22 protein-coding genes are annotated in these 23,870 nt (G+C 63.2%); 11 read left to right on the forward strand and 11 right to left on the reverse strand.

The window, feature by feature from the left end; translation table 11 throughout:
- Positions 1-5 precede the first annotated feature (5 nt).
- The 10 genes from ACA027_RS03800 to ACA027_RS03845 form a co-directional block, all read right to left on the reverse strand.
- Entirely contained in the window at positions 6-1,013 is a 1,008-nt protein-coding gene (locus tag ACA027_RS03800; protein WP_370681077.1) for a Bug family tripartite tricarboxylate transporter substrate binding protein, read from the reverse strand.
- A 228-nt stretch (positions 1,014-1,241) separates the two neighbouring features.
- Positions 1,242-1,526, reverse strand: a complete 285-nt coding sequence (gene catC, locus ACA027_RS03805) for a muconolactone Delta-isomerase (protein ID WP_370681078.1) — start codon at positions 1,524-1,526, stop codon at positions 1,242-1,244.
- An 87-nt stretch (positions 1,527-1,613) separates the two neighbouring features.
- A complete protein-coding gene (locus tag ACA027_RS03810) occupies positions 1,614-2,951 on the reverse strand; it encodes a short-chain fatty acid transporter (protein ID WP_370681079.1) in 1,338 nt (445 codons plus the stop codon).
- Between the two features lie 80 nt (positions 2,952-3,031).
- Complete coding sequence (locus ACA027_RS03815) at positions 3,032-3,754, reverse strand: SDR family oxidoreductase (protein ID WP_370681080.1); 723 nt, start codon at positions 3,752-3,754, stop codon at positions 3,032-3,034.
- 34 nt (positions 3,755-3,788) lie between these two features.
- Positions 3,789-4,085 carry a YciI family protein gene (locus ACA027_RS03820; RefSeq protein ID WP_370681081.1) on the reverse strand — a complete coding sequence of 99 codons (297 nt, stop codon included), beginning with the start codon at positions 4,083-4,085 and terminating at the stop codon, positions 3,789-3,791.
- A 29-nt stretch (positions 4,086-4,114) separates the two neighbouring features.
- Positions 4,115-5,176 carry a cyclase family protein gene (locus tag ACA027_RS03825; protein ID WP_370681082.1) on the reverse strand — a complete coding sequence of 354 codons (1,062 nt, stop codon included), beginning with the start codon at positions 5,174-5,176 and terminating at the stop codon, positions 4,115-4,117.
- A 44-nt stretch (positions 5,177-5,220) separates the two neighbouring features.
- Positions 5,221-6,021 (reverse strand): 3-oxoadipate enol-lactonase, encoded by an 801-nt coding sequence (gene pcaD, locus ACA027_RS03830; RefSeq protein ID WP_370681083.1) that lies wholly within the window; start codon positions 6,019-6,021, stop codon positions 5,221-5,223.
- A 3-nt stretch (positions 6,022-6,024) separates the two neighbouring features.
- Complete coding sequence (gene pcaF / locus ACA027_RS03835; RefSeq protein WP_370681084.1) at positions 6,025-7,230, reverse strand: 3-oxoadipyl-CoA thiolase; 1,206 nt, start codon at positions 7,228-7,230, stop codon at positions 6,025-6,027.
- Positions 7,231-7,364: 134 nt separating this feature from the next.
- On the reverse strand, positions 7,365-8,021 hold the full coding sequence (locus tag ACA027_RS03840) for a 3-oxoacid CoA-transferase subunit B (RefSeq protein WP_370681085.1): 657 nt from the start codon (positions 8,019-8,021) through the stop codon (positions 7,365-7,367).
- Between the two features lie 26 nt (positions 8,022-8,047).
- Positions 8,048-8,743 (reverse strand): 3-oxoacid CoA-transferase subunit A, encoded by a 696-nt coding sequence (locus tag ACA027_RS03845; RefSeq protein WP_370681086.1) that lies wholly within the window; start codon positions 8,741-8,743, stop codon positions 8,048-8,050.
- Positions 8,744-8,886: 143 nt separating this feature from the next.
- On the opposite strand from ACA027_RS03845, the gene ACA027_RS03850 reads away from it, so the two are divergent.
- From ACA027_RS03850 to ACA027_RS03865, 4 genes are all read left to right on the forward strand, one after another.
- Positions 8,887-9,678: an IclR family transcriptional regulator C-terminal domain-containing protein gene (locus tag ACA027_RS03850; protein ID WP_370681087.1), complete on the forward strand. Its 792-nt coding sequence runs from the start codon at positions 8,887-8,889 to the stop codon at positions 9,676-9,678.
- A gap of 190 nt (positions 9,679-9,868) precedes the next feature.
- Complete coding sequence (locus tag ACA027_RS03855; RefSeq protein WP_370681088.1) at positions 9,869-10,594, forward strand: transposase; 726 nt, start codon at positions 9,869-9,871, stop codon at positions 10,592-10,594.
- Positions 10,595-10,863: 269 nt separating this feature from the next.
- The gene (locus tag ACA027_RS03860) at positions 10,864-15,597 is read left to right on the forward strand and encodes a glutamate synthase-related protein (RefSeq protein ID WP_370681089.1); all 4,734 of its coding nucleotides are present in this window, start codon (positions 10,864-10,866) and stop codon (positions 15,595-15,597) included.
- 74 nt (positions 15,598-15,671) lie between these two features.
- Positions 15,672-17,147, forward strand: coding sequence for a glutamate synthase subunit beta (locus ACA027_RS03865; RefSeq protein WP_370681090.1), 1,476 nt, complete (start codon positions 15,672-15,674; stop codon positions 17,145-17,147).
- A 153-nt stretch (positions 17,148-17,300) separates the two neighbouring features.
- On the opposite strand, the gene ACA027_RS03870 is transcribed toward ACA027_RS03865, so the two are convergent.
- Positions 17,301-17,756: a DUF3293 domain-containing protein gene (locus ACA027_RS03870; RefSeq protein WP_370681091.1), complete on the reverse strand. Its 456-nt coding sequence runs from the start codon at positions 17,754-17,756 to the stop codon at positions 17,301-17,303.
- Between the two features lie 235 nt (positions 17,757-17,991).
- On the opposite strand from ACA027_RS03870, the gene ACA027_RS03875 reads away from it, so the two are divergent.
- From ACA027_RS03875 to ACA027_RS03905, 7 genes are all read left to right on the forward strand, one after another.
- The gene (locus tag ACA027_RS03875) at positions 17,992-18,801 is read left to right on the forward strand and encodes an amino acid ABC transporter substrate-binding protein (protein ID WP_370681092.1); all 810 of its coding nucleotides are present in this window, start codon (positions 17,992-17,994) and stop codon (positions 18,799-18,801) included.
- Between the two features lie 323 nt (positions 18,802-19,124).
- Complete coding sequence (locus ACA027_RS03880) at positions 19,125-19,775, forward strand: amino acid ABC transporter permease (protein ID WP_370681093.1); 651 nt, start codon at positions 19,125-19,127, stop codon at positions 19,773-19,775.
- 146 nt (positions 19,776-19,921) lie between these two features.
- The gene (locus ACA027_RS03885; protein ID WP_370682503.1) at positions 19,922-20,674 is read left to right on the forward strand and encodes an amino acid ABC transporter ATP-binding protein; all 753 of its coding nucleotides are present in this window, start codon (positions 19,922-19,924) and stop codon (positions 20,672-20,674) included.
- A gap of 203 nt (positions 20,675-20,877) precedes the next feature.
- Positions 20,878-21,702 (forward strand): ABC transporter ATP-binding protein, encoded by an 825-nt coding sequence (locus tag ACA027_RS03890; protein WP_370681094.1) that lies wholly within the window; start codon positions 20,878-20,880, stop codon positions 21,700-21,702.
- The gene (gene mlaE, locus ACA027_RS03895; RefSeq protein ID WP_370681095.1) at positions 21,699-22,481 is read left to right on the forward strand and encodes a lipid asymmetry maintenance ABC transporter permease subunit MlaE; all 783 of its coding nucleotides are present in this window, start codon (positions 21,699-21,701) and stop codon (positions 22,479-22,481) included. The genes ACA027_RS03890 and mlaE overlap by 4 nt, the downstream gene beginning before the upstream one ends.
- A gap of 36 nt (positions 22,482-22,517) precedes the next feature.
- Positions 22,518-23,036: an outer membrane lipid asymmetry maintenance protein MlaD gene (mlaD, locus tag ACA027_RS03900; RefSeq protein WP_370681096.1), complete on the forward strand. Its 519-nt coding sequence runs from the start codon at positions 22,518-22,520 to the stop codon at positions 23,034-23,036.
- A 6-nt stretch (positions 23,037-23,042) separates the two neighbouring features.
- Positions 23,043-23,792, forward strand: coding sequence for a VacJ family lipoprotein (locus ACA027_RS03905; protein WP_370681097.1), 750 nt, complete (start codon positions 23,043-23,045; stop codon positions 23,790-23,792).
- Positions 23,793-23,870 lie beyond the last annotated feature (78 nt).

Raw genomic sequence — 23,870 nt, forward strand, 5'->3', positions numbered from 1 at the left:
CGCACTCAAACCTGAGCGCCAGACTCCTTGACGACCTTGCCCCACTTGGCGGCTTCGGTCTTGATGTAGCTGTCGAACTGGGCCTGGGTGTCCAGCACCACTTCACCGCCCTGGTCTTCGATCTTCTTGATCACGGCAGGGTTCTTCAGCACCTTGGCCAGCGCGGCATACAGCTTTTGCTGTACCTCGACCGGTGTCTTGACTGGGGCCCACATGCCGAACCAGGAGGTAGCTTCATAGCCCGGCACGCCGGCTTCGGCGATGGTGGGCACATCTGGCAGCTCGCGCGAGCGCTTGGCCGTGGTCACGGCCAGGGGGCGCAGCTTGCCCGAGCGCACATGCTGGATGGCCGAGGGCATGTTGTCGAACATGATGGAGATCTGGTTGCCCAGCAGGTCGCTCATGGCCGGGGCGCTGCCCTTGTAGGGCACATGAACCATGTCGATATGGGTCATGGACTTGAACAGCTCGCCCGACAGGTGCACGGAAGAACCGCTGCCCGAGGAGCCGAAATTCACCTTGCCGGGGTTGGCCTTGGCGTAGGCGATCAGTTCCTTGACGTTCTTGAAGGGCTGGGCCGGGTTGGCCACCAGCAGATTGGGCACAGTGGCCACGCGGGTCAGCGGAGCGAAGTCCTTGATGGGGTCAAAGGGCATCTTGCTGTAGAGCGCCGCATTGATGGCGTGCGTGCCCACGGTGCCCAGGAACAGGGTGTAGCCATCGGGCGTGGCGCGGGACGCGGCCAGGCCACCGATATTGCCGCCGGCGCCGGGGCGGTTGTCGATGATCACGGGTTGGCCCAGTTCCTCACCCAGATACAGACCGACGATGCGCGCCAGGATGTCGGTGGTGCCACCTGCCGAGAAGGGAACAATGATGTTGATGGGCTTGCTGGGGAAGGCCGCCTGGGCAGTCGCCGTGCCGGCCACGGCCAGGGTGGCAGCAGCGGCCAGCAGTTTCAGGCCATGGCGGCGGGAGAAGCTGAGGGAAAGGCTGCGGTGGGCATCGAACATGGTGGTCTCCAATTTATAAAAATAGCGGTGCAGCCCCGGCCACAGAGGTGGGCCGGGGTGGGGTGTCTGAGCGGGGGGAGGCGGAGCGGACAGACCTGCTGCCCGCTCCAGGGCAGACCGAGAGTGGCTCACCAAAACCCGAAAAGCGAAGCAGTGCGTGGGGGCCGGGGCGCGAAGCCGTAGCCGGAACAGGACACCACGAGGTCGCCAGGGCTTGGTGGGGCCGCCTTATTCCTGAACGATGGAAGAAGGGTGGTTGGCCAGCGGCGTGACCTTGATTTCCATATAGGGGAACAGGGGCAGCGAGCTGAGCATGGTGTGCAGCTCGTCGTTGTCCTTGGCGTCGAAGATGCTCACATTGGCGTACTCGCCCACCACGCGCCACAGGTGGCGCCACTTGCCTTCGCGCTGCAGCTTTTGCGAGTATTCCTTTTCTTCTTGCTTGATCTTGGCTGCGACCTCGGGGTCCAGCGTAGCGGGGATGCGAACAATCATTTCGGCCATGTACAGCATGGATTGACTCCTTGAGAAAACGGGGGGAAGAGAAGGGAGGGGGGAGAGACCGGGCGCAGGCGCCCGGCCGGGGAATAGATCAGCCGATCAGAGATGCGGCCAGATGAGCATGGTGGCCGAATAGATCACGCCGACCAGAATCATGGAGACCACGGTGTAGCCCATGATGTCCTTGAGCTTGAGCTTGGACAGGGCCAGGGCCGGCAGAATCCAGAAAGGTTGGACCAGGTCGTTCCAGCCATTGCCCAGCATCACCGACATGGCGGTCTGTGCCTGGGATGCGCCCAGGGTGGTGGCCGCATCGATCATGAACGGGCCTTGCAGCACCCAGTGGCCGCCACCCGAGGGGGCGAAGAAATTGATCACAAAGGAGCTGATCAAGCCCCACAGCGGCAGGGTGTCGGCGTTGGAGATGTTGACGAAGATATGGGCGATGGACTCGACCAGACCCGAGCCATGCATGATGGCCATGATGCCGGCGTAGAAGGGGAACTGCAAAATGATGCCGCCAATGGTTTTGACGCCTTCGTTCACCTTTTCCACATATTGCATGGGCGTCTTGAGCAGCAGCACGCCCAGGAACAGGATGAAGAAGTTGATCATGTTCAGGTCGAGGTTGCCGCCCTGGTAGAAGTGCAGGCCCACATAGCCCATACCCGACAGACCGATCAGCAGGCTCAGCGCGCGGCTGTTATTCAGGCGCCAGGCCAGGGTTTTTTCGTCGCCCAGCAGCTCGCTGGCAGCGCCGCCCTGGTTTTCCTTGGCCACGGTGGCGGGGTCCAGCTCCACCACTTTTTCGCCCTTCTTGGGGTGCATGGCGGCGTTGAGTAGGGGCAGGGCGATGAGCACCACCAGGCTGGTGATCAGAATGGGAGCGGAGAAGATGGTTTCCGTCAGCGGAATAATCCCCATGGGGCTTTCAAAGCTGTGGCCCTTGGTGGAGATCAGCACCGGAATCGTCGCCGAGAAACCCAGGCTGTACATGGTGAAGCCGGTATAGGCCGAGGCAATGATCAGGGGGTAATGCACGCCCTTGACCTTGAGCGCCAGCTTGCGCGCCATGATGCCGCCAATCACCAGGCCAAAGCCCCAGTTCAGATAGCTGCCCACGCAGCCCACGATGGTGGCCACGATGATGGCCTGGTAGGGGGTGTGCACATAGCTGGTGATCTTGTCCAGAAAGCGGTTGACCACGGGGGCTGCGGCCAGCACATAGCCCATGACCAGGATCACGGCCATCTGTGTGGTGAAGGCCAGCAGGCTCCAGAAACCCTTGCCCCAGTCCTGCACCACCAATTGGGCGGGACGGTCTTCGACGGCGAAGGCCAGCACCATGGTGAGCAGGGTGAGCAAGATGGCGAAGACAAAGGGGTCGGGCAGATACTTGCGCATCAGCTCCGTGAAGAAGGCGGTGATTTTGGACATGGAAGGCTTCTTGTTTGGCAGTGACTCAACAGGAGAAAACGCGGGTCAGCTTGTGAGGGAAAAAGAGGGAGGTGTTTGGCTTACACGCCGGCAACGCCGACGGTCATGCCCCCACAGACATAGAGCACCTGGCCGGTGACAAAGCCGCTGCGGTCATCGAGCAGGTAGGCCGCGGCGTGGGACACGTCCTCGGGTTCGCCCACGCGCTTGACGGGCACGGAGGCAATGATTTTTTGGGTGCGTGGCGCATCGGGCGGGTTGGCTTTGTCAAACAGCTCGGTGCGTATGGGGCCGGGGCCTATGGCATTGGCGGTGATGCCCCATTGGCCCAGCTCCAGCGCCCAGACGCGGGTCATGCCGATCAGCCCGGCCTTGCTGGCCGCATAGGCCGTGCGCAAATCCTTGCCCAGGGCCGCGCGTGAGGACATGTTGACGATGCGGCCAAAGCCGGCCTCTTTCATGCCGGGCAGCAGGGCCTGCATGCATTGCAGGGCGCAGCGCAGATTCAGCGCCATGGCCAGGTCGAACTCACCCAGGGTCTGGGAGGCCGCGTCGTTGGGCACGACCACGCCCACGTTGTTCACCAGGCGGGTGATGGGACCGCCGGCCAGGGCCTCTTGCAGGGCGCGGGCCGTGTCTTCGGTATTGCTCAGATCGGCCTGTATGCCGCCGGGCACATGGTCGACCACGCGGTCGATGATGACGGGCGCATAGCCGTCTTCGCGGCAACGCCGGGCAATGGCAGCACCGATGCCGGCACCGCCGCCGGTGATCAGTACACGGGGAGCAGTTGGGTTGGTCATGGCAGAGGCTTTCACAAACAAAGGGGTTGCACGCTCAGAGGCAGCATTCGCCGGCCAGATAGGCCTTGCGCCAGCGTGTGATGCTGACCTTGTCGAACAGCTGGGCCTGGTGGAACGGATCGGCCTCTATAAAGGCCTGGGCCTGCTCGCGGGTCTCCAGATCGACGAGGTACAGACCGCCACCCAGGTCCTGGCCGTCGTCGTGCAGCTTGGCGCCGCAGGCCAGCAGCAGATGCTGGTGGGCCTGCAGAAACTCCAGATGGGCTGGCCGGTGGGCCTGGCGCACGGCCTGGTGGTCGGGCTTGTCAAAGGTTTCGATGACAAAGGGCATGGGTGTCTTTCAAGAGCTGAACTGGAGGCTTACACCGTGGCCACGGGTGTCAGTGGCGAGGCCACGGCGCCCGGCAGGTGCAGCGGGGGGGCGGTGAGCAGAAAGTGGTGGCGCTGGTGGGCGCGCAGCCAATGGGCCAGCGGTGTCAGATGCCAGAGCTCGCCCAGGTGCACGCCCAGCTTGAACAAACAATGCTCGTGCAGTGGCAGGGCTGCGCAGCAGTCCGCGCCAGGGCGGGCTGGGTGGGCTTCGACGGCGTAGTTGTCGGCAGCGATGGCGGCTACCTGGCTATCGCTGATCCACTGCAGCAGCTTGTCGTCGCGTCCGTCGAGCACGGCGCAGCTGTTGTTCAGCACCTCGGGGTCGGGGCGCTTGTGCATCTCCAGCACGCGCTGGGCAAAGCCAGTGTGCAGGCACAGGATGTCGCCGACGGCTATCTCCACGCCATCGGCCTCGATGATGCGCATCAGCTGCTCGTAGCCCACCAGGCTGCGGGCATCGCCCAGGTGGGCATGCAGGTCGACCATCACGCCACGGCCTTGCACGCCGTTGGCCGCCATGGCTTCAATGCCCAGGGCCTTGGCGCAGCTGGTGCTGGCTGCCTCGTCCAGGCGCTCGGGCATGCCGGTGCCGCTGATGTCGGCCGGGCCGACGATGTCGATGCCGGCGCGAAAACCGTTGTAGTACAGCGGCTCGGGCAGGCCGTCGCCATTGGCGTCGAACAGCGAACCCACATGGGCCAGACCGTCCCACTGTGTGGAGTACTGCAGCGACAGAATCGCCATGTCGTCGGACAGCACATCGGTGCGGCCGGGCTCCAGCTCCTGCAGTAGGCAGTTGAAGTTGACCATGCCCTTGCGTTGCAGGGGGCGCAGCACGGGCGGCTTGCGGTTGGGGTTGAGCGCGCTGCCACCGGGATAGTCCAGCGGCAGACTGAGGGCAAAGCGCAGGCCTTCGCGCACCTCGGCCACACCCTGGCGCACCTTCTCAGGGGTGAGCAGGTTCAGCCGACCCAGTTGGTCGTTGGGACCAAAGTCGCCCCAGGTCGAGCCTTGGGGGCGGTGTTTCCAGCGAGGATTGGAGATGGACATGCGTGCTCCTTGTTCAGCAGCCGGAGCGGGGCTCCGACTGTGGTTCAGTGCTGCTGCAAAAAGTGCTGCAGTGCCTGGTTGAAAGCCTCGGGTGCTTCCAGGTTGGACAGGTGCGAAGCCGGCACCGTGGCCAGGATCGAGCCCGCAATCGCGGCCTGCATGGCCTGGGCATCGGCCACGGTGGTCACGGGGTCGTGGGCACCGGCCACCAGCAGCGTGGGCGTGGTGATGGTGGTGATGGCGGCGCGTAGGTCTTCCTTGGCCAGGGCTTCGCAGCAGCTGGCATAGCCTTCGGGGGCAATGCCGGCAATCCAGGCCTGGGCCTGTTGCACCACGGCGGGCTGGGCCGCCGCAAAGCCTTCGGTGAACCAGCGGCTGGGCGAGGAATCGGCCAGGGCCTGCATGCCGGCGGCACCCTGGGTGCGCACGGATGCTGCACGCTCCAGCCATGGGCCCTCGGCGCCGATCTTGGCGGCGCTGTTGGCCACGGTGATGCTCCGCATGCGTGCAGCGGCGTTCACACCCAGCCACAGGCCGGTGAGGCCGCCCATGGAGATGCCGCAGAAATGCGCCTTCTCGATCTGCAGCGCATCCAGAATGGCCAGCACATCGCCGCCCAGCTGGGTGAAGCTGTAGGGTCCAGGGCTGCACACGCTGGCGCCATGGCCGCGGGTGTCGTAGCGCAGCACGCGGAAATCACGGCTGAAAGCCTGGGCCTGGGCTTCCCACATCTCCAGCGTGGTGCCCAGGGAGTTGGAGAACACCAGCACCGGTGCGCCCTCAGGGCCTTGCAGCTGGATGCGGAAAGTACCGGCAGCGGTAGTCAGTTGTTGGGTGGCGCTCATGGCTCAGACCTTCTCGAGGATCACTGCAATGCCCTGGCCCACGCCGATGCACATGGTGCACAGCGCATAGCGGCCACCCAGGGTGTGCAGCTGGTTGACGGCGGTGGTGGCCAGGCGGGCGCCGGAGGCACCCAGGGGGTGACCCAGGGCGATGGCGCCGCCCCATTGGTTGACGCGGGCATCGTCATCGGCAATGCCCAGATCGCGCAGCACGGCCAGGCCTTGGGCGGCAAAGGCTTCGTTCAGTTCGATCACGTCCATATCGGCCAGGCTGAGGCCGGTCTGGGCCAGCACCTTGCGCACGGCGGGGGCCGGGCCAAAGCCCATGATGCGAGGGGCCACGCCGGCCGTGGCCATACCCACCACGCGGGCACGGGGCACCAGGTTGTATTGCTTGGCGGCTTCTTCATTGGCCAGCAGCAGGGCGCAGGCGCCGTCGTTCACGCCGCTGGCATTGCCTGCGGTCACGCTGCCGTCAGGACGGACCACGCCCTTGAGCTTGGCCAGCGCTTCCAGCGTGGTGGCGCGGGGGTGTTCGTCCTGGCTGACGATGATGGCGTCGCCCTTTTTCTGGGGGATGGTGACGTTGACGATTTCCTGGGCCAGGTAGCCGGCAGCGATGGCGGCGGCCGCCTTTTGCTGCGAGGCCAGGGCCATGCGGTCTTGGGCTGCGCGCTCGATCTTGAAGTCGTCGGCCACGTTTTCGGCGGTTTCGGGCATGGAGTCCACGCCGTATTGCTGCTTCATCAGCTTGTTGACGAAGCGCCAGCCGATGGTGGTGTCATACACGGCGTTGTTGCGGCTGAAGGCGGACTCAGCCTTGGGCATCACAAACGGAGCGCGGCTCATGGATTCCACGCCACCGGCAATCATCAGCCGGGCTTCGCCGGACTTGATGGCGCGGGCGGCAGAGCCCACGGCGTCCAGGCCGGAGCCGCACAGGCGGTTGAGGGTGGCGCCAGGCACGTCGATGGGCAGGCCGGCCAGCAGGCTGGACATGCGGGCCACGTTGCGGTTGTCTTCACCGGCCTGGTTGGCGTTGCCGTAGAGCACATCGTCCACGGCCTTCCAGTCCACGCCGGGGTTGCGCTCCATCAGCGCCTTGATGGGCAGGGCGCCCAGGTCGTCGGTGCGCACGCTGGACAGCGCGCCGCCGTAGCGGCCGAAGGGGGTGCGGATGGCGTCGCAGATAAAGGCTTGGTTGCTCATGGAAGAAGTCTCCGTGTCGGCAGGTCGCTGCGCCTGCAGGGTTCAAAAACAGGAGCTGCCTGTGCTTTTCTATCAAGCACTTGCAGCTTCTAGCTGTGTGAAAGTGAGTGGGGAAGCGCTGTGGCTGCTACGGTTTATGCTGCGGCAGCAGGGGCGATCGGCAGGCCGACGATGGTTTCCAGCTCGGCATGTGAGAGGCCGGGCACCAGGTCCACCAGGCGCAGGCCGGTGGGCGTGCATTCCAGCGTGCACAAATCGGTGTAGATGCGCTTGACGCAGGCCAGGCCGGTGAGGGGGTAGCTGCAGGCCTCGACCACCTTGCATTCACCGGCCTTGCTGACCAGGTCCATCATCACCCAGGTGGACTTGGCGCCCACGGCCAGGTCCATGGCGCCGCCCACGGCGGGAATGGCGCCAGGCTCACCCGTGCTCCAGTTGGCCAGATCGCCCGTGGCGGAGACCTGGAAGGCGCCCAGCACGCAAATGTCCAGATGGCCGCCGCGCATCATGGCGAAGCTGTCGGCATGGTGGAAATAGCTGCCACCGGGCAGCAGGGTGACGGGCTGCTTGCCGGCATTGGTCAGGTCATAGTCTTCCAGGCCCTTGGCGGGCGCCGGGCCCATGCCCAGGATGCCGTTTTCCGAATGCAGCACCACCTCGCGGTCGGCCGGAATATGGTTGGCCACCAAGGTGGGTTGGCCAATGCCCAAATTGACATAGGCACCGTCGAAGATGTCCTGGGCCACGCGGGCAGCCAGTTGGTCTTTGCTTCGTTTTTGATAGTTGCTCACGCTGGTATCTCCTGCTTGAACGGACGTTATTGCTTGAAGCCACCGGCTTTGGTGGCCACGCGGTCCACCTTCACCAGCTTGCTGACATAGATGCCCGGGGTGACGATGGCCTCGGGATCCATCTCGCGCAACTCGACCAGCTCATGCACCGTGGCCACGGTGTACTTGGCGGCCATGGCGCACACAGGGCCGAAGTTGCGGGCCGACATGCGATAGGTCAAATTGCCCCAGCGGTCGCCGCGCTCGGCCTTGACCAGTGCCACATCACCGTAGATGGGGTACTCCAGCACATAGTGCTTGCCGTTGATTTCGCGGGTTTCCTTGCCGGCGGCCAGCTCGGTGCCATAGGCCGTGGGGCAGAAGAAGGCGCCAATGCCGGCGCCGGCAGCGCGCATGCGCTCGGCCAGATTGCCCTGGGGCACGAGTTCGAGTTCGATCTTTCCGCTGCGATAGAGATCGTCGAACACCCAGCTGTCCACCTGGCGGGGGAAGCTGCAGATGATCTTGCGCACCTGGCCGCTTTTCAGCAGCGCGGCGAGGCCGGCCTCGCCGTTGCCGGCGTTGTTGTTGACCACGGTGAGCTCGCGCGCGCCGGTGGCGATCAGGCCGTCGATCAGCTCAATGGGGTTGCCGGAAGTACCGAAGCCGCCGATGAGGACGGTGGCGCCGTCTTGCACGCCGGCCAGGGCTTCAGCGACGGTGTCGGTGATTTTGTTGATCATGTGTGGGCTCCTGCAGACATGGGCGCTTGCGCGGAAGGCGAAAGCGGTAGAATGTTCGCATATAGAACAAATGTTCGCTAAAAGAATTATAGGAAGTCGAGCAGCCGTTTGGCGGCTGTAGAAACCACATCAGGGAAAACCCCATGAACACCGAAAACACAGCGCCCAAGCCCAGTGACAGCTATGTGCAATCCTTTGCCCGCGGGCTGGAAGTGATCCGCTCCTTCAGTGCCCAGGCGCCGGAACAGACCCTCAGCGAGGTGGCCGCGCGCACCGGCATGACGCGCGCCGGCGCCCGCCGCATCCTGCTGACGCTGCAGTCACTGGGCTATGTGGACAGCGACGGCAAATACTTTCACCTCACGCCGCGCATCCTGGACCTGGGCTTTGCCTATCTCAGTTCCATGCCGCTGTGGAGCCTGGCCGGCCCGTCCATGGAACAGTTGGTGGACACGGTGCAGGAGTCTTGCTCTGCCGCCGTGCTGGAAGGTTTGGACGTGGTCTATGTGCTGCGCGTGCACACCCACAAAATCATGAGCACCAACCTGGGTGTGGGTTCGCGCCTGCCGGCGTTCTGGACCTCGCTGGGCCGGGTGCTGCTGGCGGCACAGCCGGATGAACAGGTACAGGCATTGCTGGAGCGCCGCCCGCGAACCCAGTACACCCAGCTGACCCAGACCAGCGACGAGGCGCTGTGGGCCGCGATTCGCCAGACGCGGGCCCAGGGCTGGTGTTTGCTGAACCAGGAGCTGGAAGAAGGTTTGATCTCCATTGCCGCGCCGGTGCGCAACCGCATGGGGCAGACGGTGGCGGCGCTCAACATCAGCGGCCAGGCCAACCGTACCAGCGCCGAGATGATGCAGAGCCAGTTGCTGCCAAAGTTGTTACAAACCTGCGAGCGCATTTCCCAGTTGCTACAGGCAGCCGGGCGTTGAGAAATTCGAAGAATCCCCTGGTAACAAATGCAGCAATCAGCTGCTAGCTGATGTGTGGCGGTGCGCATAATATGTTGCAAAACATTGCTTTGCGCTCTCTGCGCCGCTGGCTGGTTTGGCTGGCGGGAACGCTCCGGGCAAATGACTTGCTTCTGACTTCCTTCCCCCCCATCCACTACTTTTTGCACCCATGGCCCGCCTGCCCCGACTGACTCTGCCTGGTATGGCGCATTACGTCATCCAGCGTGGCAACAACCAGCAGCCCATCTTTCGGGATGCGCAGGATTACGCCGTGCTGAAGGATTTGCTGCGCGAGATGGCGCGGCGCTTTCAGGTGGAGGTGCATGCCTATGTGTTGCTGAGCACGCAATTCCATGTGCTGGCCACGCCAGAGACGGAAGAAGGGCTGCCGCAGTTCATGCAGTCCGTGGGGCGCAGCTATGTGCGCTACTTCAACAACCGCCATGGCCGCAGCGGCACGCTGTGGGAGGGACGCTACCGCTCCACCGTGCTGGAAGCTCCGGGTTATCTGCTGCCCAGCATGGTGTTGCTGGAGTTGCAGCCGGTGGTGGAAGGCTTGGCGGTGCTGCCGCAAGACTATGCCTGGTCCAGCTGCGCACACAACGCCGGGCTGAAGCAAGACAGTCTGGTGCGCTCCCACACCCAGTATTGGGCGCTGGCCAACACCCCTTTTGCCCGCGAAGCCGCCTACCAGCGCGTGCTGGAGCAGGGCGTGGGGTCCATGGTGGCCGAGGAAATCCTGGAAGCTGCCAGCAAAGGCTGGGCCCTGGGATCGCCCGACTTTGTGGCCAGATTGCAGCAGGACACCGCGCGGCGGCTCACCCGCCGCCGCCCAGGCCGTCCGGTGCGGGCCTCCAAGAATGCGGGGCAGCCGCTGTCAGCCAGCGCACGCTGAATCCTGCTGCGGCAAATATCTGCACCACATCGGTGCAATCAATGCCAATCCCTTTTTGATTTTGCACCTTCGAGGTGCTTGATTTCTGCGTAAGTAGGTGCTTGCGTGTGGGTGGTGATTGTTTTGGTGCATTCAATCTGTCCCTTATTTATTCTTCCTCTTTGCTTTGTAAAAATAATTGGTATCTGACCCCAATTAAATTTTCTTGCATGGGTTCATGCCGTGTCGTACGCTTGCCGTCCCAGCGATAGAAAACTAGAGGAAACCCCATGACGACGGCTGCCGAAATCGCCCATTTGCAAGAGCATGGGCTGTACGCCAAGCACAACGAACACGATGCCTGCGGCCTGGGCTTTGTGGCCCATATCAAGGGCGAAAAGCGCCATGACATCGTCCTGGGCGCCTTGAAGATCCTCGAGAACATCGACCACCGCGGCGCCGTGGGGGCCGATCCGCTGATGGGCGACGGCGCCGGCATCCTGATCCAGATCCCCGACCAGCTCTACCGCGAAGAGATGGCCAAACAAGGTGTGGAGCTGCCGCCTGCGGGTGAATACGGCGTGGGCATGATTTTTCTGCCCAAGGAGCATGCTTCGCGTCTGGCCTGCGAGCAGGAGATGGAGCGCGCCATCAAGGCCGAAGGCCAGGTGCTGCTGGGCTGGCGCGATGTGCCGGTGAACCGCGACATGCCCATGTCGCCCACCGTGCGCGAAAAGGAACCCATACTGCGCCAAGTCTTCATCGGCCGCGGCACGGACGTGATTGTGCAGGACGCGCTGGAGCGCAAGCTGTATGTGATCCGCAAGACGGCCAGCGCTGCCATCCAGAACCTCAAGCTCAAGCACAGCAAGGAATACTATGTGCCCAGCATGAGCAGCCGCACTGTGGTCTACAAGGGCCTGCTGCTGGCCGACCAGGTGGGTGTGTATTACCTGGACCTGGCCGATACGCGCTGCGTCTCGGCCATCGGCCTGGTGCACCAGCGCTTTTCCACCAACACCTTCCCCGAGTGGCCGCTGGCCCACCCCTACCGCTACGTGGCCCACAACGGTGAAATCAACACCGTGCGCGGCAACTACAACTGGATGGTGGCACGCGAAGGCGTGATGGCCTCGCCCGTGCTGGCCGACGACCTGCAAAAGCTCTACCCCATCAGCTTTGCCGGCCAGTCCGATACCGCCACCTTCGACAACTGCCTGGAACTGCTGACCATGGCGGGCTACCCCATCAGCCAGGCCGTGATGATGATGATTCCCGAACCCTGGGAGCAGCACGAGGCCATGGACGAGCGCCGCCGCGCCTTCTATGAATACCACGCCGCGATGATGGAGCCCTGGGACGGCCCGGCCTCCATCGTCTTCACCGATGGCCGCCAGATCGGCGCCACGCTGGACCGCAACGGCCTGCGCCCCTCGCGCTATGTGGTCACCGAAGACGATATGGTCATCTTGGCCTCCGAGGCCGGCGTGCTGCCGGTGCCCGACAGCAAGATCGTGCGCAAGTGGCGGCTGCAGCCCGGCAAGATGCTGCTGATCGACCTGGAGCAGGGCCGCATGATTGAAGACGACGAGCTCAAGGCCAATGTCGTCAATACCAAGCCCTACAAGCAGTGGATCGAGAACCTGCGCATCAAGCTCGACCAGGTGCAGGTGCCGGCTGACTTTGTGGCGCCCGCCAAGTCTGAGCTGAGTCTGCTGGACCGCCAGCAGGCCTTTGGCTTCACGCAGGAAGACCTCAAGTTCCTGATGCTGCCCATGGCCCAGAACGGCGAAGAAGGCGTGGGCTCCATGGGCAACGACAGCCCGTTGGCCGTGCTGTCCGACAAGAACAAGCCGCTTTACAACTACTTCCGCCAGATGTTCGCGCAGGTGACCAACCCGCCGATCGACCCCATCCGCGAAGCCATCGTGATGTCGCTGGTGTCCTTTGTGGGCCCCAAGCCCAATTTGCTGGATATCAACCAGGTCAACCCGCCCATGCGCCTGGAGCTGCAGCAGCCCATCCTCGATTTCGAAGGCATGGCCAAGCTGCGGGAGATCGAAAAATACACCCACGGCAAGTTCAAGAGCGCGACCATTGACATCACCTACCCGCTGTCCTGGGGGCGTGAAGGCGTGGAAGCCAAGCTGGCCTCGCTGTGTGCCCAGGCGGTGGATGCCATCAAGGGTGGTGCCAACATTCTGATCATCAGCGACCGCAATGTGAGCGCTACGCAAGTGGCCATTCCCGCGCTGCTGGCGCTGTCGGCTATCCACCAGCACCTGGTACGCGCGGGCCTGCGCACCACCACCGGCCTGGTGGTGGAAACCGGCACCGCCCGCGAAATCCACCATTTCGCCGTACTGGCCGGCTATGGCGCCGAAGCCGTCCACCCCTATCTGGCCATGGAAACCCTGGCCGAGCTGTTCCAGCAGCCCGTGGAGGGTGTGGATGCCGACAAGGCGGTCTACCACTACGTCAAGGCCATCGGCAAAGGCCTGTCCAAGATCATGTCCAAGATGGGCGTGTCCACCTATATGTCGTATTGCGGCGCCCAGCTGTTTGAGTGCGTGGGCCTTTCCACTGCCACGGTGGACAAGTACTTCACCGGCACCGCCAGCCGCGTGGAAGGCATAGGTGTGTTCGAGATCGCCGAGGAAACCATACGCAACCATGTGGCCGCCTTCAGCGATGACCCGGTGCTGGCCACCATGCTGGACGCCGGCGGCGAATACGCCTGGCGCAACCGTGGCGAGGCCCATATGTGGACGCCCGACGCCATCGCCAAGCTGCAGCATTCCACCCGTAGCAACAACTTCAGCACCTACAAGGAATATGCCCAGCTGATCAACGACCAGAGCAAGCAGCATATGACGCTGCGCGGCCTGTTCGAGTTCAAGTGCGACCCCGCCACGGCCATTCCCGTGGACGAGGTGGAGCCGGCTTCCGAGATCGTCAAGCGCTTTGCCACTGGCGCCATGTCGCTGGGTTCCATCTCCACCGAGGCCCATGCCACGCTGGCCGTGGCCATGAACCGCATTGGCGGCAAGAGCAACACCGGCGAAGGCGGCGAAGACCCCAAGCGCTACCGCAATGAGTTGAAGGGCATCCCCATCCAACAGGGCGATACGCTGGCCTCCATCATCGGCAAGGCCCAGGTGGAGTCCGACATTGAACTGCGCGCAGGCGACAGCCTGCGCTCCAAGATCAAGCAGGTGGCTTCCGGCCGCTTTGGGGTGACGGCCGAGTACCTGTCGTCTTCCGACCAGATCCAGATCAAGATGGCCCAGGGCGCCAAGCCCGGTGAAGGCGGCCAGTTGCCAGGCGGCAAGGTGTCCGAATACATCGGCATGCAGCGCTACTCCGTGCCCGGCGTGGGTCTGATCTCGCCCCCGCCCCACCACGACATCTATTCCATCGAAGACCTGGCACAGCTGATTCACGATTTGAAGAACGTGGCCCCGCATGCTGACATCTCGGTCAAGCTGGTGTCCGAAGTCGGCGTAGGCACGATTGCAGCCGGCGTGGCCAAGTGCAAGAGCGACCATGTGGTGATCGCCGGCCACGACGGCGGCACCGGTGCATCGCCGCTGTCCTCCATCAAGCATGCCGGTGGTCCCTGGGAAATCGGCCTGGCGGAAACCCAGCAAACCCTGGTGCTGAACCGCCTGCGCGGCCGCATCCGCGTGCAGGCCGACGGCCAGATGAAGACCGGCCGCGATGTGGTGATTGGTGCGCTGTTGGGCGCCGATGAATTCGGCTTTGCTACCGCACCCCTGGTGGTGGAGGGCTGCATCATGATGCGCAAATGCCACCTCAACACCTGCCCCGTGGGCGTGGCCACACAAGACCCGGTGCTGCGCGCCAAGTTCACTGGCAAGCCCGAGCATGTGGTGAATTACTTCTTCTTCATCGCCGAAGAAGTGCGCCAGATCATGGCCCAGCTGGGCCTGCGCAAATTCGATGAGCTGGTGGGCCGCTGCGACCTGCTAGACACCAAGAAGGGCATCGAACACTGGAAGGCCCAGGGCCTGGACTTCAGCCGCTTGTTCTACCAGCCCGATGTGCCGGCCGATGTGGCGCGTTTTCATGTCGACAAACAGGATCACCTGTTGGATAAGGCCCTGGATGTGAAGCTGATCGAGCGCTGCCAGCCCGCGATTCAAAACGGCGAGAAGGTGCGCCTGATGGAAGTGGCGCGCAATGTGAACCGCTCCGTGGGCGCCATGCTCTCCGGCGCCGTGACCCGCGCCCATGCCGAAGGCCTGCCGGACGACACCATCCGCATCCACTTCGAGGGCACGGGCGGCCAGTCCTTTGGCGCCTTTCTGTGCCAGGGCATCACGCTGAACCTGACCGGCGAGGCCAATGACTACACCGGCAAGGGCCTGTCCGGCGGTCGCGTGGTGGTGCGGCCCAGCCGCGAATTCCGCGGCAGCTCGGTGGCCAACACCATCGTGGGCAACACCGTGATGTTTGGTGCCACCCGGGGCGAGGCCTTTTTCAGTGGCGTGGCCGGTGAACGCTTTGCCGTGCGCCTGTCCGGCGCCACGGCGGTGGTCGAAGGCGTGGGTGACCATGGCTGCGAATACATGACTGGTGGCACCGTGGTGGTGCTGGGCAAGACCGGCCGCAACTTTGCCGCTGGCATGAGCGGCGGCCTGGCCTATGTCTACGACGAAGACGGCAAGTTTGCCGAGCGTTGCAACACCGCATCGGTGAAGCTGGAGAAAGTGCTGCCCCACGACGAGTTCGTCAGCAGCATCGACCCTGGCGTGTGGCACCACGGCCAGAGCGACGAGCAGCAGCTGCGTGCCCTGGTCGAGGCCCACAGCCGCTGGACCGGATCGCAACGCGCCCGTGACCTGCTGGACAACTGGGCCGCAGCGCGTGCCAAGTTCGTCAAGGTCTTCCCCAGCGAGTACAAGCGTGCCCTCGGCGAAATCTATGAACGCAAACAAAAGGACAAGCAAGCTGCATCTGCGCCGGCCACTCCCAAAAAAGAAGCGGTAGCAGCCAAGTAATAGCGGCCTGAGCGCGGTGGTCGGCTCGACCACCGCACCGCCTACGCGAACAAAGATTTCAAGGAATACACACCATGGGTAAGAGCACCGGCTTTATGGAGTACGAGCGCATCGAAGAGGGCTATGCCCCTGTTGCGGAACGTCTCAAACACTACCAAGAATTCGTCATTGCATTGACGCCCGAGCAGGCCAAGATCCAGGGCGCACGCTGCATGGACTGCGGCACACCGTTTTGCAACAACGGCTGCCCGGTCAACAACATCATTCCGGACTTCAACGACCTGGTGTACCGGGGTGACTGGGCCAACGCCATCCAGGTGCTGCACAGCACCAACAACTTCCCCGAGTTCACCGGCCGTATCTGCCCCGCACCCTGCGAGGCGGCTTGCGTGGCCAATATCAATGGCGATGCCATAGGCATCAAGTCGATTGAGCACGCCATCATCGACCGCGCCTGGGCCGAAGGCTGGGTGAAGCCCCTGCTGCCCAAGCTGCAGACCGGAAAGACGGTCGCCGTGGTGGGCGCCGGCCCGGCCGGCCTGGCTGCAGCCCAGCAACTGGTGCGCGCCGGCCACGATGTGACACTGTTCGAGAAGAACGACCAGGTCGGCGGCCTGCTGCGCTACGGCATCCCCGACTTCAAGCTGAACAAATCCCACATCGACCGCCGCGTGGAGCAACTGGTGGCAGAGGGCCTGAAGATTCGCACCGGCGTGCTGGTGGCGGGCAAGGACGGCCTGGGCAAGGACAGCAAGGTGACCAACTGGTCCAAGGAAACCATTGCCCCTGAAACTTTGATGGCCGAGTTCGACGCCGTGCTGCTCACCGGTGGTGCCGAGCAATCGCGCGACCTGCCCGTGCCCGGTCGCGAGCTCAAGGGCGTGCATTTCGCCATGGAGTTTTTGCCGCAGCAAAACAAGACCACGGCAGAGGGCAAGTACAAGGGCCAGATCCGTGCGGACGGAAAGCATGTGGTGGTGATTGGCGGTGGCGACACCGGCAGCGACTGCGTGGGTACATCCAACCGCCACGGTGCGGCCAGCGTGACCCAGCTGGAGTTGATGCCCATGCCGCCCGAGCAGGAGCACAAGCCCCTGGTCTGGCCTTACTGGCCGCTCAAGCTGCGCACCAGCTCCAGCCACCAGGAAGGTTGCGAGCGCGAGTTCGCCATTGCTACCAAGGAATTCATGGGCGAGAAGGGCCAGCTCACCGCCATCAAGACCGTGCGCCTGGAATTCAAGGACGGCAAGATGACCGAGGTGGCAGGCTCCGAGCAAATTCTCAAGGCCGATCTGGTGTTTCTGGCCATGGGCTTTGTCAGCCCCGTGCAGACCGTGCTCGACGCCTTTGGCGTGGACAAGGACGCACGCGGAAACGCCAAGGCCAGCACCGATTTCACGGGCGGCTATGCCACCAGTGTGCGCAAGCTGTTTGCCGCAGGCGATATCCGCCGTGGCCAATCCCTGGTGGTGTGGGCCATCCGTGAAGGCAGGCAAGCCGCGCGCGCAGTGGACGAGTTTTTGATGGGTACGAGCCAGTTGCCGCGTTGAGTCACCGCCGAATACATGCCAAGGGCGCTGGAGAGCGCCCTTTTTCATGCTTCACATACAGGAGCGCCTATAGCGCTTGCCCACTTGGTTTACATGCGCTTTATGTGTGAGATGTACAACATGAGCGCTATGGCTGCTATCTTTTTTACAAACTCAGCGCAGACATTCCAGTCGGGGAATGGCGTCATCGCCAAAGACCAGCACGGCGTTTTGCGCCCATTGCCGGCCCCAGTAGCGGGCCTGGGCGCGGTCCATATGCCAGATCAACAGGCTCTCCTCGCCCGGCCATTGGCCCAGGGGGTCGCGGCCCAGGGCCGGGGTCCAGGTCCAGCCTTCGGCCTGCAAGGCCTGGCGCAGGGCCTGCATGCGCCGGGTGTTTTCGGCGGCTGGCAGCAACTGCCCCCTGGGGTTACAGGCAGTCAGCAGACAGGCTTGGCGTGCGTTCAGTCGTTGCATGGTCTGGCGCAGTGGCGCATGGGCCACATCCACCTGCAGCAGGCTGGGGGTGTCCTGCACCTGGCTGGACATTTGGCCCGATGCCGGAAGCCACACCTCATACCAGGCCTGGCGATAGGCCTGCACCAGTGCGGGCGGCAGCGTGGTTTTCATGGGCGTTGCGGGGTCAGCAGGCGGTACAGCGGACGCCAGGGAGAGGGGTGGGCGGGGCATGGTCATGCGGAAATGGAGTGCGCAGGGCCGCGCTCTGCGCGACAATAGCGGATTCATCCGGCTGCAGATGGCTTTTCACGCATTCACCTGGGAATCCTTTTTTCTGGCATTTCCTGGGTACAGAGCGCGCTTGCACCGATGGCAGGTTTTCCTTCACTTCAGCTCTTTCTACACCATGAAAAAACGCACCCTCCTGGCCACGGTGGCCCTGACTGCTCTGCTGGCCGCTTGCGGCAAGAACGAACCTGCAGCGACCACTGCCGCTCCGGATGCCGCTCCCGCACCCGTCGCTGCCACCAAGCTGGTGGTGGGCCTGGACGATAACTTCCCGCCCATGGGCTTCCGTGACGAGAAGAACCAACTGGTGGGCTTTGACATCGACATGGCCAATGAAGTGGCCAAGCGCGCCAATATCGAAGTGGAATTCAAGCCCATCGACTGGAACGCCAAGGAAGCCGAGCTGCTGGGCAAGCGCGTGGATGCGCTGTGGAATGGCCTGACCATTCTGGAAGCCCGCAAGGAAAAGATTCTGTTCTCCGACCCCTACATGGTGAACAAGCAGATCATCATCGTGAAGGCTGGCTCGCCCATCAAGGGCAAGGCCGATATGGCCGGCAAGGTCGTGGGTGCCCAGGAAGGCTCCAGCGCCGTGACCGCCATGGAAAAGGACACCGAACTGCACAAGCAGTTCAAGGAAACCAAGCTCTTTGGTGACAACATTGCCGCGCTGATGGACCTGGAAACCGGCCGCCTGGACGTGGTGGTGGTCGATGAAGTGGTGGGCCGTTACCTGGTGAACAAAAAGCCTGACAACTACACCGTGCTGAGCGATGACTTCGGCACCGAAGACTACGGCGTGGGCTTCCGCAAGGACGACGAAGCCACGCGCAACAAGGTCAACGACGTGCTGACCGAGATGAAGAAGGACGGCAAGGCCGCTGAAATCGCACAGAAGTGGTTTGGCGCTGACGTCATCAAGCATTGAGCGTGATGCACCCCCTGAGCCGCTTTGCGTCCTCCCCCTCTCTGGCTTCGCCGGAGGGAGACGGCACCGGCGCTTCGGGGCGGCCCTTGCGCGGTGCCCTGGCATGGACAGCACCCGCTGCATGCGATGTAGGCAGTGCAAGCGCCCTGGTGAACTGAATTTTTTGACTGTATGGCACCGGCAATGCCTGGCATTGCCGGTTTTTTTTGCTTTGCGAGGACAATCGCGTCCGGGCATGCGTGGGGAGGTTTCTCTTTGGCATGTCTGGCGCCTGTGCCTGTGGCAGCTGCCAACCACCCAAGCGCCACCTTGAAGGCCTGTTGATGGATTACGTAATTTCGCTGTTGGGGCCCATGACCGATGGGGCCCTGGTCACTCTCAAACTGTTTGTCATCACGCTGGTGTTGTCCATTCCCCTGGGTCTGGCGCTGGCGCTGATGCGCATCTCCCGCTTTCGGGCGCTCAGCGCCCTGGTGGGGGGCTATATCTGGTTGATGCGCGGCACGCCGCTGATGCTGCAGCTGCTGTTTGTCTATTACGCCCTGCCTTTTGTGCCGGGCGTGGGCATTCGCCTGCCCGATTTTCCGGCCGCCGTGGTGGCCTTTGCGCTGAACTACGCCGCCTACTTTGCGGAGATCTTCCGCGCCGGCATTCAGTCGGTGGACCGTGGCCAGTATGAAGGCGCCAAGGTGCTGGGCATGAGCTATGCCCAGACCATGCGCCGCATCGTCCTGCCCCAGATGTGGTCCCGCATTCTGCCCCCGGTCAGCAACGAGACCATCACCCTGGTCAAGGACACCTCGCTGATCTATGTGCTGGCCCTGAACGACCTGCTGCGCGTGGCGCGCGGCGTGGTGCAGCGCGACTTCACGTTTACCCCCTTCATCGTGGCAGGGGTCTTCTATCTGGCGATGACGCTGGTGCTGACCTGGGGCTTCCAATACCTGGAAAAGCGCCATGCGAGGTATGAGTGACCCCCTGAGCCGCTTTGAGGCTTCCCCCTCTCTGGGGGGCGACAGCCTCGCTGCGGGGCGGCCCTTGCGCGCGGTCCCTGGCTTGGGGGCGATGCAAATGGCGTACAGCACTATGAAAAACGGAGATGGCAGTGGCAACTGAAGTAATGATTTCCGCCCAGGACATCCACAAGGGTTTTGCCGGCACACCGGTGCTCAAGGGCGTGTCTCTGGAGCTGCAACGCGGTGAGGTGGTGGCCGTGATCGGCCCATCGGGCTCAGGCAAGAGCACGTTTTTGCGTTGCCTGAACCACCTGGAGACGATTGACCGCGGCACCATCAGCATTGAGGGTGAGGTGTTGGCCCGCTCCGAAGGCGAGGCCAAGGCCCAGTATGTGAGCGAGGCCGAGATCCGCAAGATCGGCCGCAAGATGGGCATGGTGTTCCAGTCCTTCAATCTCTTCCCCCACCTCACGGTGCTGGAGAACATCATTGAAGCGCCCATACAGGTCAAGGGCATGAAGCGCGAAGCCATCGTGCCCAAGGCCGAGGCGCTCCTAAAGAAGGTGGGCCTGCTGGAAAAGCGCGATGCCTATCCCAACCGCCTCTCGGGTGGTCAAAAGCAGCGTGTGGCCATTGCCCGTGCGCTGGCCATGGACCCGGACATCTTGCTGTTTGACGAGCCCACCTCGGCCCTGGACCCGGAGCTGACCGGCGAAGTGCTGCGCACCATGCGCGGGCTGGCCGAGGAGCATATGACCATGTTGGTGGTGACCCATGAAATGGGTTTTGCCCGCGAGGTGGCCAACCGCGTCATCTTCATGGACGGCGGCCATATCGTGGAGCAGGGCCCTGCGGCGGCCTTTTTTGCCAGTCCACAGCAGGCCCGCACCCGCGCCTTTTTGCACAATATGTTGTGATGCAGCAACGGTTGCAGCGCCATTGGGCTGACAGCCTGGCCCGTTAACCGTCCTACAACCTGACGCAAGTGCTTGTGCTACATGGTGCAAGCGCTTTTGCTATAAACATACATGAATGTATGTTTATGGGTGGCCATACTGGCGGACCATGGGGTGGAACCCGCACAATGTAATGTTTCGGTCCAAGGAAGCTTGAATCCCTGATGTCTCCATCTCCTTCTCTGGTAGAGCTGCACAATGTCACGTTCGGCTATGGCGAACGGACTATTTTGCGCGACCTCTCGCTGTCGGTGCCGCGCGGCAAGGTGACGGCGCTGATGGGTGCCTCCGGTGGCGGCAAGACCACGGTGCTGCGCCTGATCGGCGGGCAGTACCGCGCCCAGCAGGGCCAGGTGCTGTTCGACGGCCAGGATGTGGGGCAGATGGACCAGGCCAGCCTGTACGGCGCCCGCCGGCGCATGGGCATGTTGTTCCAGTTCGGCGCTCTGTTTACCGACATGGACGTGTTCGACAACGTGGCCTTTCCGCTGCGCGAGCACACCCAGTTGCCGCCCTCCATGGTGCGCGACATTGTGCTGATGAAGCTGCACGCCGTAGGCCTGCGTGGCGCGCGTGAGCTGATGCCCAGTGAAATCTCCGGCGGCATGGCCCGCCGCGTGGCCCTGGCACGCGCCATGGCGCTGGACCCGGAGCTGCTGATGTATGACGAGCCTTTTGCAGGGCTGGACCCCATTTCCCTGGGCACCTCGGCGCGGCTGATTCGCACGCTCAACGACGCCATGGGGCTGACCACCATCTTGGTTTCTCACGATGTGGAAGAGACCTTCCGCGTTTCCGACCATGTGGTGATTCTGGGCGCGGGCGGTGTGGCCGCCCAGGGAACGCCCGAAGAGGTCATGCAGCACCCAGACCCCTTGGTGCAGCAGTTTGTGCATGCCCGCCCGACCGGGCCCGTGCCCTTTCACTACGCCGCGCCTTCGCTGGAAGCCGATTTCGGCAGCGCAGGCCGCCAGGGGGGGGAGCGATGAACTGGCTGCATCCCGCACGCATAGGCATGGCCGTACGCGGCAAATTGATCGATCTGGGCCAAGGCGCACGCCTGTTCGCCCGTCTGCTGGGACTGCTGCCCGAGGCGCTGCGGCGCTTTCGGCTGACGGGTGACCAGATCCACTTCCTGGGCAATTACTCGCTGGCCATCATTGGCGTCTCCGGCCTGTTCGTGGGCTTTGTGCTGGGCCTGCAGGGCTATTACATCCTGCAGCGCTATGGCTCGGCCGAAGCTCTGGGCATGATGGTCACCCTGAGCCTGCTGCGCGAGCTGGGCCCCGTGGTCACCGCCTTGCTGTTTGCCGGCCGTGCCGGCACGGCCTTGACGGCGGAAATCGGCCTGATGAAGGCCGGTGAACAGCTGTCGGCCATGGAAATGATGGCCGTGGACCCGGTCAAGCGCATTCTGGCGCCCCGGTTCTGGGCCGGGGTGGTGACCATGCCGCTGCTGGCGGCAGTGTTCAGCGCCGTAGGCGTGCTGGGCGGCTGGATCGTCGGTGTGCTGATGATCGGTGTGGATTCCGGTGCCTTCTGGGGCCAGATGCAGTCTGGCGTGGACTGGTGGGATGACCTGGGCAATGGGGTATTCAAGAGCCTGGTGTTTGGCGTGGCCGTGACCTTTGTGGCGTTGCTGCAGGGCTATGTGGCCAAGCCGACACCAGAGGGTGTGTCGCGCGCGACTACGCGCACGGTGGTGATGGCCTCGCTGGCAGTGCTGGGGCTGGACTTCCTGATGACCGCCTGGATGTTTACCGTCTGAAGCGGCATGGCCGCGCAAACCAAGGGATAGGGATAAATGCAGCAATCCAAAAATGATGTGTGGGTTGGCTTGTTCGTGCTGATCGGTGCTGCGGCGCTGGTGTTTCTGGCGCTGCAATCGGCCAATTTGTTGAATCTGAATTTTCAAAAAGGCTATGGCGTCTCGGCCCGCTTTGACAATATCGGCGGGCTCAAGCCCAAGGCCGCGGTCAAGAGCGCGGGTGTGGTGGTGGGGCGTGTGGAGGCCATCACCTTTGACGACCAGACCTTTCAGGCCAGCGTGAGTCTGGTGATGGAAGAGCGCTACAAGTTTCCCAAGGACAGCTCGCTGAAGATTCTCACCAGCGGCCTGTTGGGCGATCAGTACATCGGCATCGAAGCCGGGGCTGACGAAGAAGACCTCAAAGCCGGTGATCGCATCACCTCCACCCAATCGGCGGTGGTGCTGGAGAATCTGATCGGCCAGTTCCTCTATGGCAAGGCAGAGCAGGGGGCGTCGACCCCCGCCGCCGAGCCCGCTGCCCCGGCCGGCGCAGCGCATGCAATCGGACAGTAAAGCACGATGAGTAAGCAAAACCTTTCTTTTTCCTGGGCGCGCACCGGCGCGATGGCCGCGGTTGCGGCCGCTGCATTGGCCCTGGGTGGCTGCGCCGCCACGGGCAGCAACCCCCAAGACCCTTATGAGTCTTTCAACCGCAAGATGCAGTCGTTCAACGACGGTGTCGATGATGCGGTGCTCAAGCCTGTGGCCACGGGCTACAAGGCCGTAACCCCCGAGCCTGTGCGCCTGGGCGTGGGGAATTTCTTTGGCAACCTGGGTGATCTGTGGTCCCTGGTGAACCATTTGCTGCAGGGCAATGGCGAGCAGGCTTACAACCACGTGGTGCGCTTCTCCACCAACACGGTGCTGGGCCTGGGCGGCTTGTTGGATATCGCCACCGCCATGGGGGTGGACCGCCAGAAGCAGGACTTTGGCCGCACGCTGGGTGCCTGGGGCATCAAGCCCGGGCCTTATCTGGTGCTGCCATTTATGGGCCCCTCCACCGTGCGCGACACCGTGGCCCTGCCCGTGGACTGGAAGGGCTATGTGCTGAGCGATATGCACCCTATCTCTCACCGCAACAGCCTGCTGGGCCTGAAGGTGGTGGACGACCGTGCGCGTCTGCTTCAGGCTGGCGATATGGTGGATGCCGTGGCCCTGGACCGCTATGCGCTGATGCGTGACTTCTACCTGCAATCGCGCCAGAACCGTGGCAGTGACGGCAGGATTGAGGACATGGACGCAGGCAAGCTGCCGCCCGAAGAGGAGTGAACGCCAAGCACATGCCTGCTATGGCGGCATAGCAAGGCATTGGCTGGCAGTGCAGGCCCGGCCTGCCGATTGAAAAGG

Source organism: Comamonas sp. GB3 AK4-5, assembly GCF_041320665.1.
Taxonomy (GTDB): domain Bacteria; phylum Pseudomonadota; class Gammaproteobacteria; order Burkholderiales; family Burkholderiaceae_C; genus Comamonas.

Bases quoted from the DNA above. Each gene is read 5' to 3' on its own strand.
- ACA027_RS03800 (WP_370681077.1), bottom strand. From the start codon at position 1,013: ATGTTCGATGCCCACCGCAGCCTTTCCCTCAGCTTCTCCCGCCGCCAT.
- catC (WP_370681078.1), bottom strand. From the start codon at position 1,526: ATGCTGTACATGGCCGAAATGATTGTTCGCATCCCCGCTACGCTGGAC.
- ACA027_RS03810 (WP_370681079.1), bottom strand. From the start codon at position 2,951: ATGTCCAAAATCACCGCCTTCTTCACGGAGCTGATGCGCAAGTATCTG.
- ACA027_RS03815 (WP_370681080.1), bottom strand. From the start codon at position 3,754: ATGACCAACCCAACTGCTCCCCGTGTACTGATCACCGGCGGCGGTGCC.
- ACA027_RS03820 (WP_370681081.1), bottom strand. From the start codon at position 4,085: ATGCCCTTTGTCATCGAAACCTTTGACAAGCCCGACCACCAGGCCGTG.
- ACA027_RS03825 (WP_370681082.1), bottom strand. From the start codon at position 5,176: ATGTCCATCTCCAATCCTCGCTGGAAACACCGCCCCCAAGGCTCGACC.
- pcaD (WP_370681083.1), bottom strand. From the start codon at position 6,021: ATGAGCGCCACCCAACAACTGACTACCGCTGCCGGTACTTTCCGCATC.
- pcaF (WP_370681084.1), bottom strand. From the start codon at position 7,230: ATGAGCAACCAAGCCTTTATCTGCGACGCCATCCGCACCCCCTTCGGC.
- ACA027_RS03845 (WP_370681086.1), bottom strand. From the start codon at position 8,743: ATGATCAACAAAATCACCGACACCGTCGCTGAAGCCCTGGCCGGCGTG.
- ACA027_RS03850 (WP_370681087.1), top strand. From the start codon at position 8,887: ATGAACACCGAAAACACAGCGCCCAAGCCCAGTGACAGCTATGTGCAA.
- ACA027_RS03855 (WP_370681088.1), top strand. From the start codon at position 9,869: ATGGCCCGCCTGCCCCGACTGACTCTGCCTGGTATGGCGCATTACGTC.
- ACA027_RS03860 (WP_370681089.1), top strand. From the start codon at position 10,864: ATGACGACGGCTGCCGAAATCGCCCATTTGCAAGAGCATGGGCTGTAC.
- ACA027_RS03865 (WP_370681090.1), top strand. From the start codon at position 15,672: ATGGGTAAGAGCACCGGCTTTATGGAGTACGAGCGCATCGAAGAGGGC.
- ACA027_RS03870 (WP_370681091.1), bottom strand. From the start codon at position 17,756: ATGAAAACCACGCTGCCGCCCGCACTGGTGCAGGCCTATCGCCAGGCC.
- ACA027_RS03875 (WP_370681092.1), top strand. From the start codon at position 17,992: ATGAAAAAACGCACCCTCCTGGCCACGGTGGCCCTGACTGCTCTGCTG.
- ACA027_RS03880 (WP_370681093.1), top strand. From the start codon at position 19,125: ATGGATTACGTAATTTCGCTGTTGGGGCCCATGACCGATGGGGCCCTG.
- ACA027_RS03885 (WP_370682503.1), top strand. From the start codon at position 19,922: ATGATTTCCGCCCAGGACATCCACAAGGGTTTTGCCGGCACACCGGTG.
- ACA027_RS03890 (WP_370681094.1), top strand. From the start codon at position 20,878: ATGTCTCCATCTCCTTCTCTGGTAGAGCTGCACAATGTCACGTTCGGC.
- mlaE (WP_370681095.1), top strand. From the start codon at position 21,699: ATGAACTGGCTGCATCCCGCACGCATAGGCATGGCCGTACGCGGCAAA.
- mlaD (WP_370681096.1), top strand. From the start codon at position 22,518: ATGCAGCAATCCAAAAATGATGTGTGGGTTGGCTTGTTCGTGCTGATC.
- ACA027_RS03905 (WP_370681097.1), top strand. From the start codon at position 23,043: ATGAGTAAGCAAAACCTTTCTTTTTCCTGGGCGCGCACCGGCGCGATG.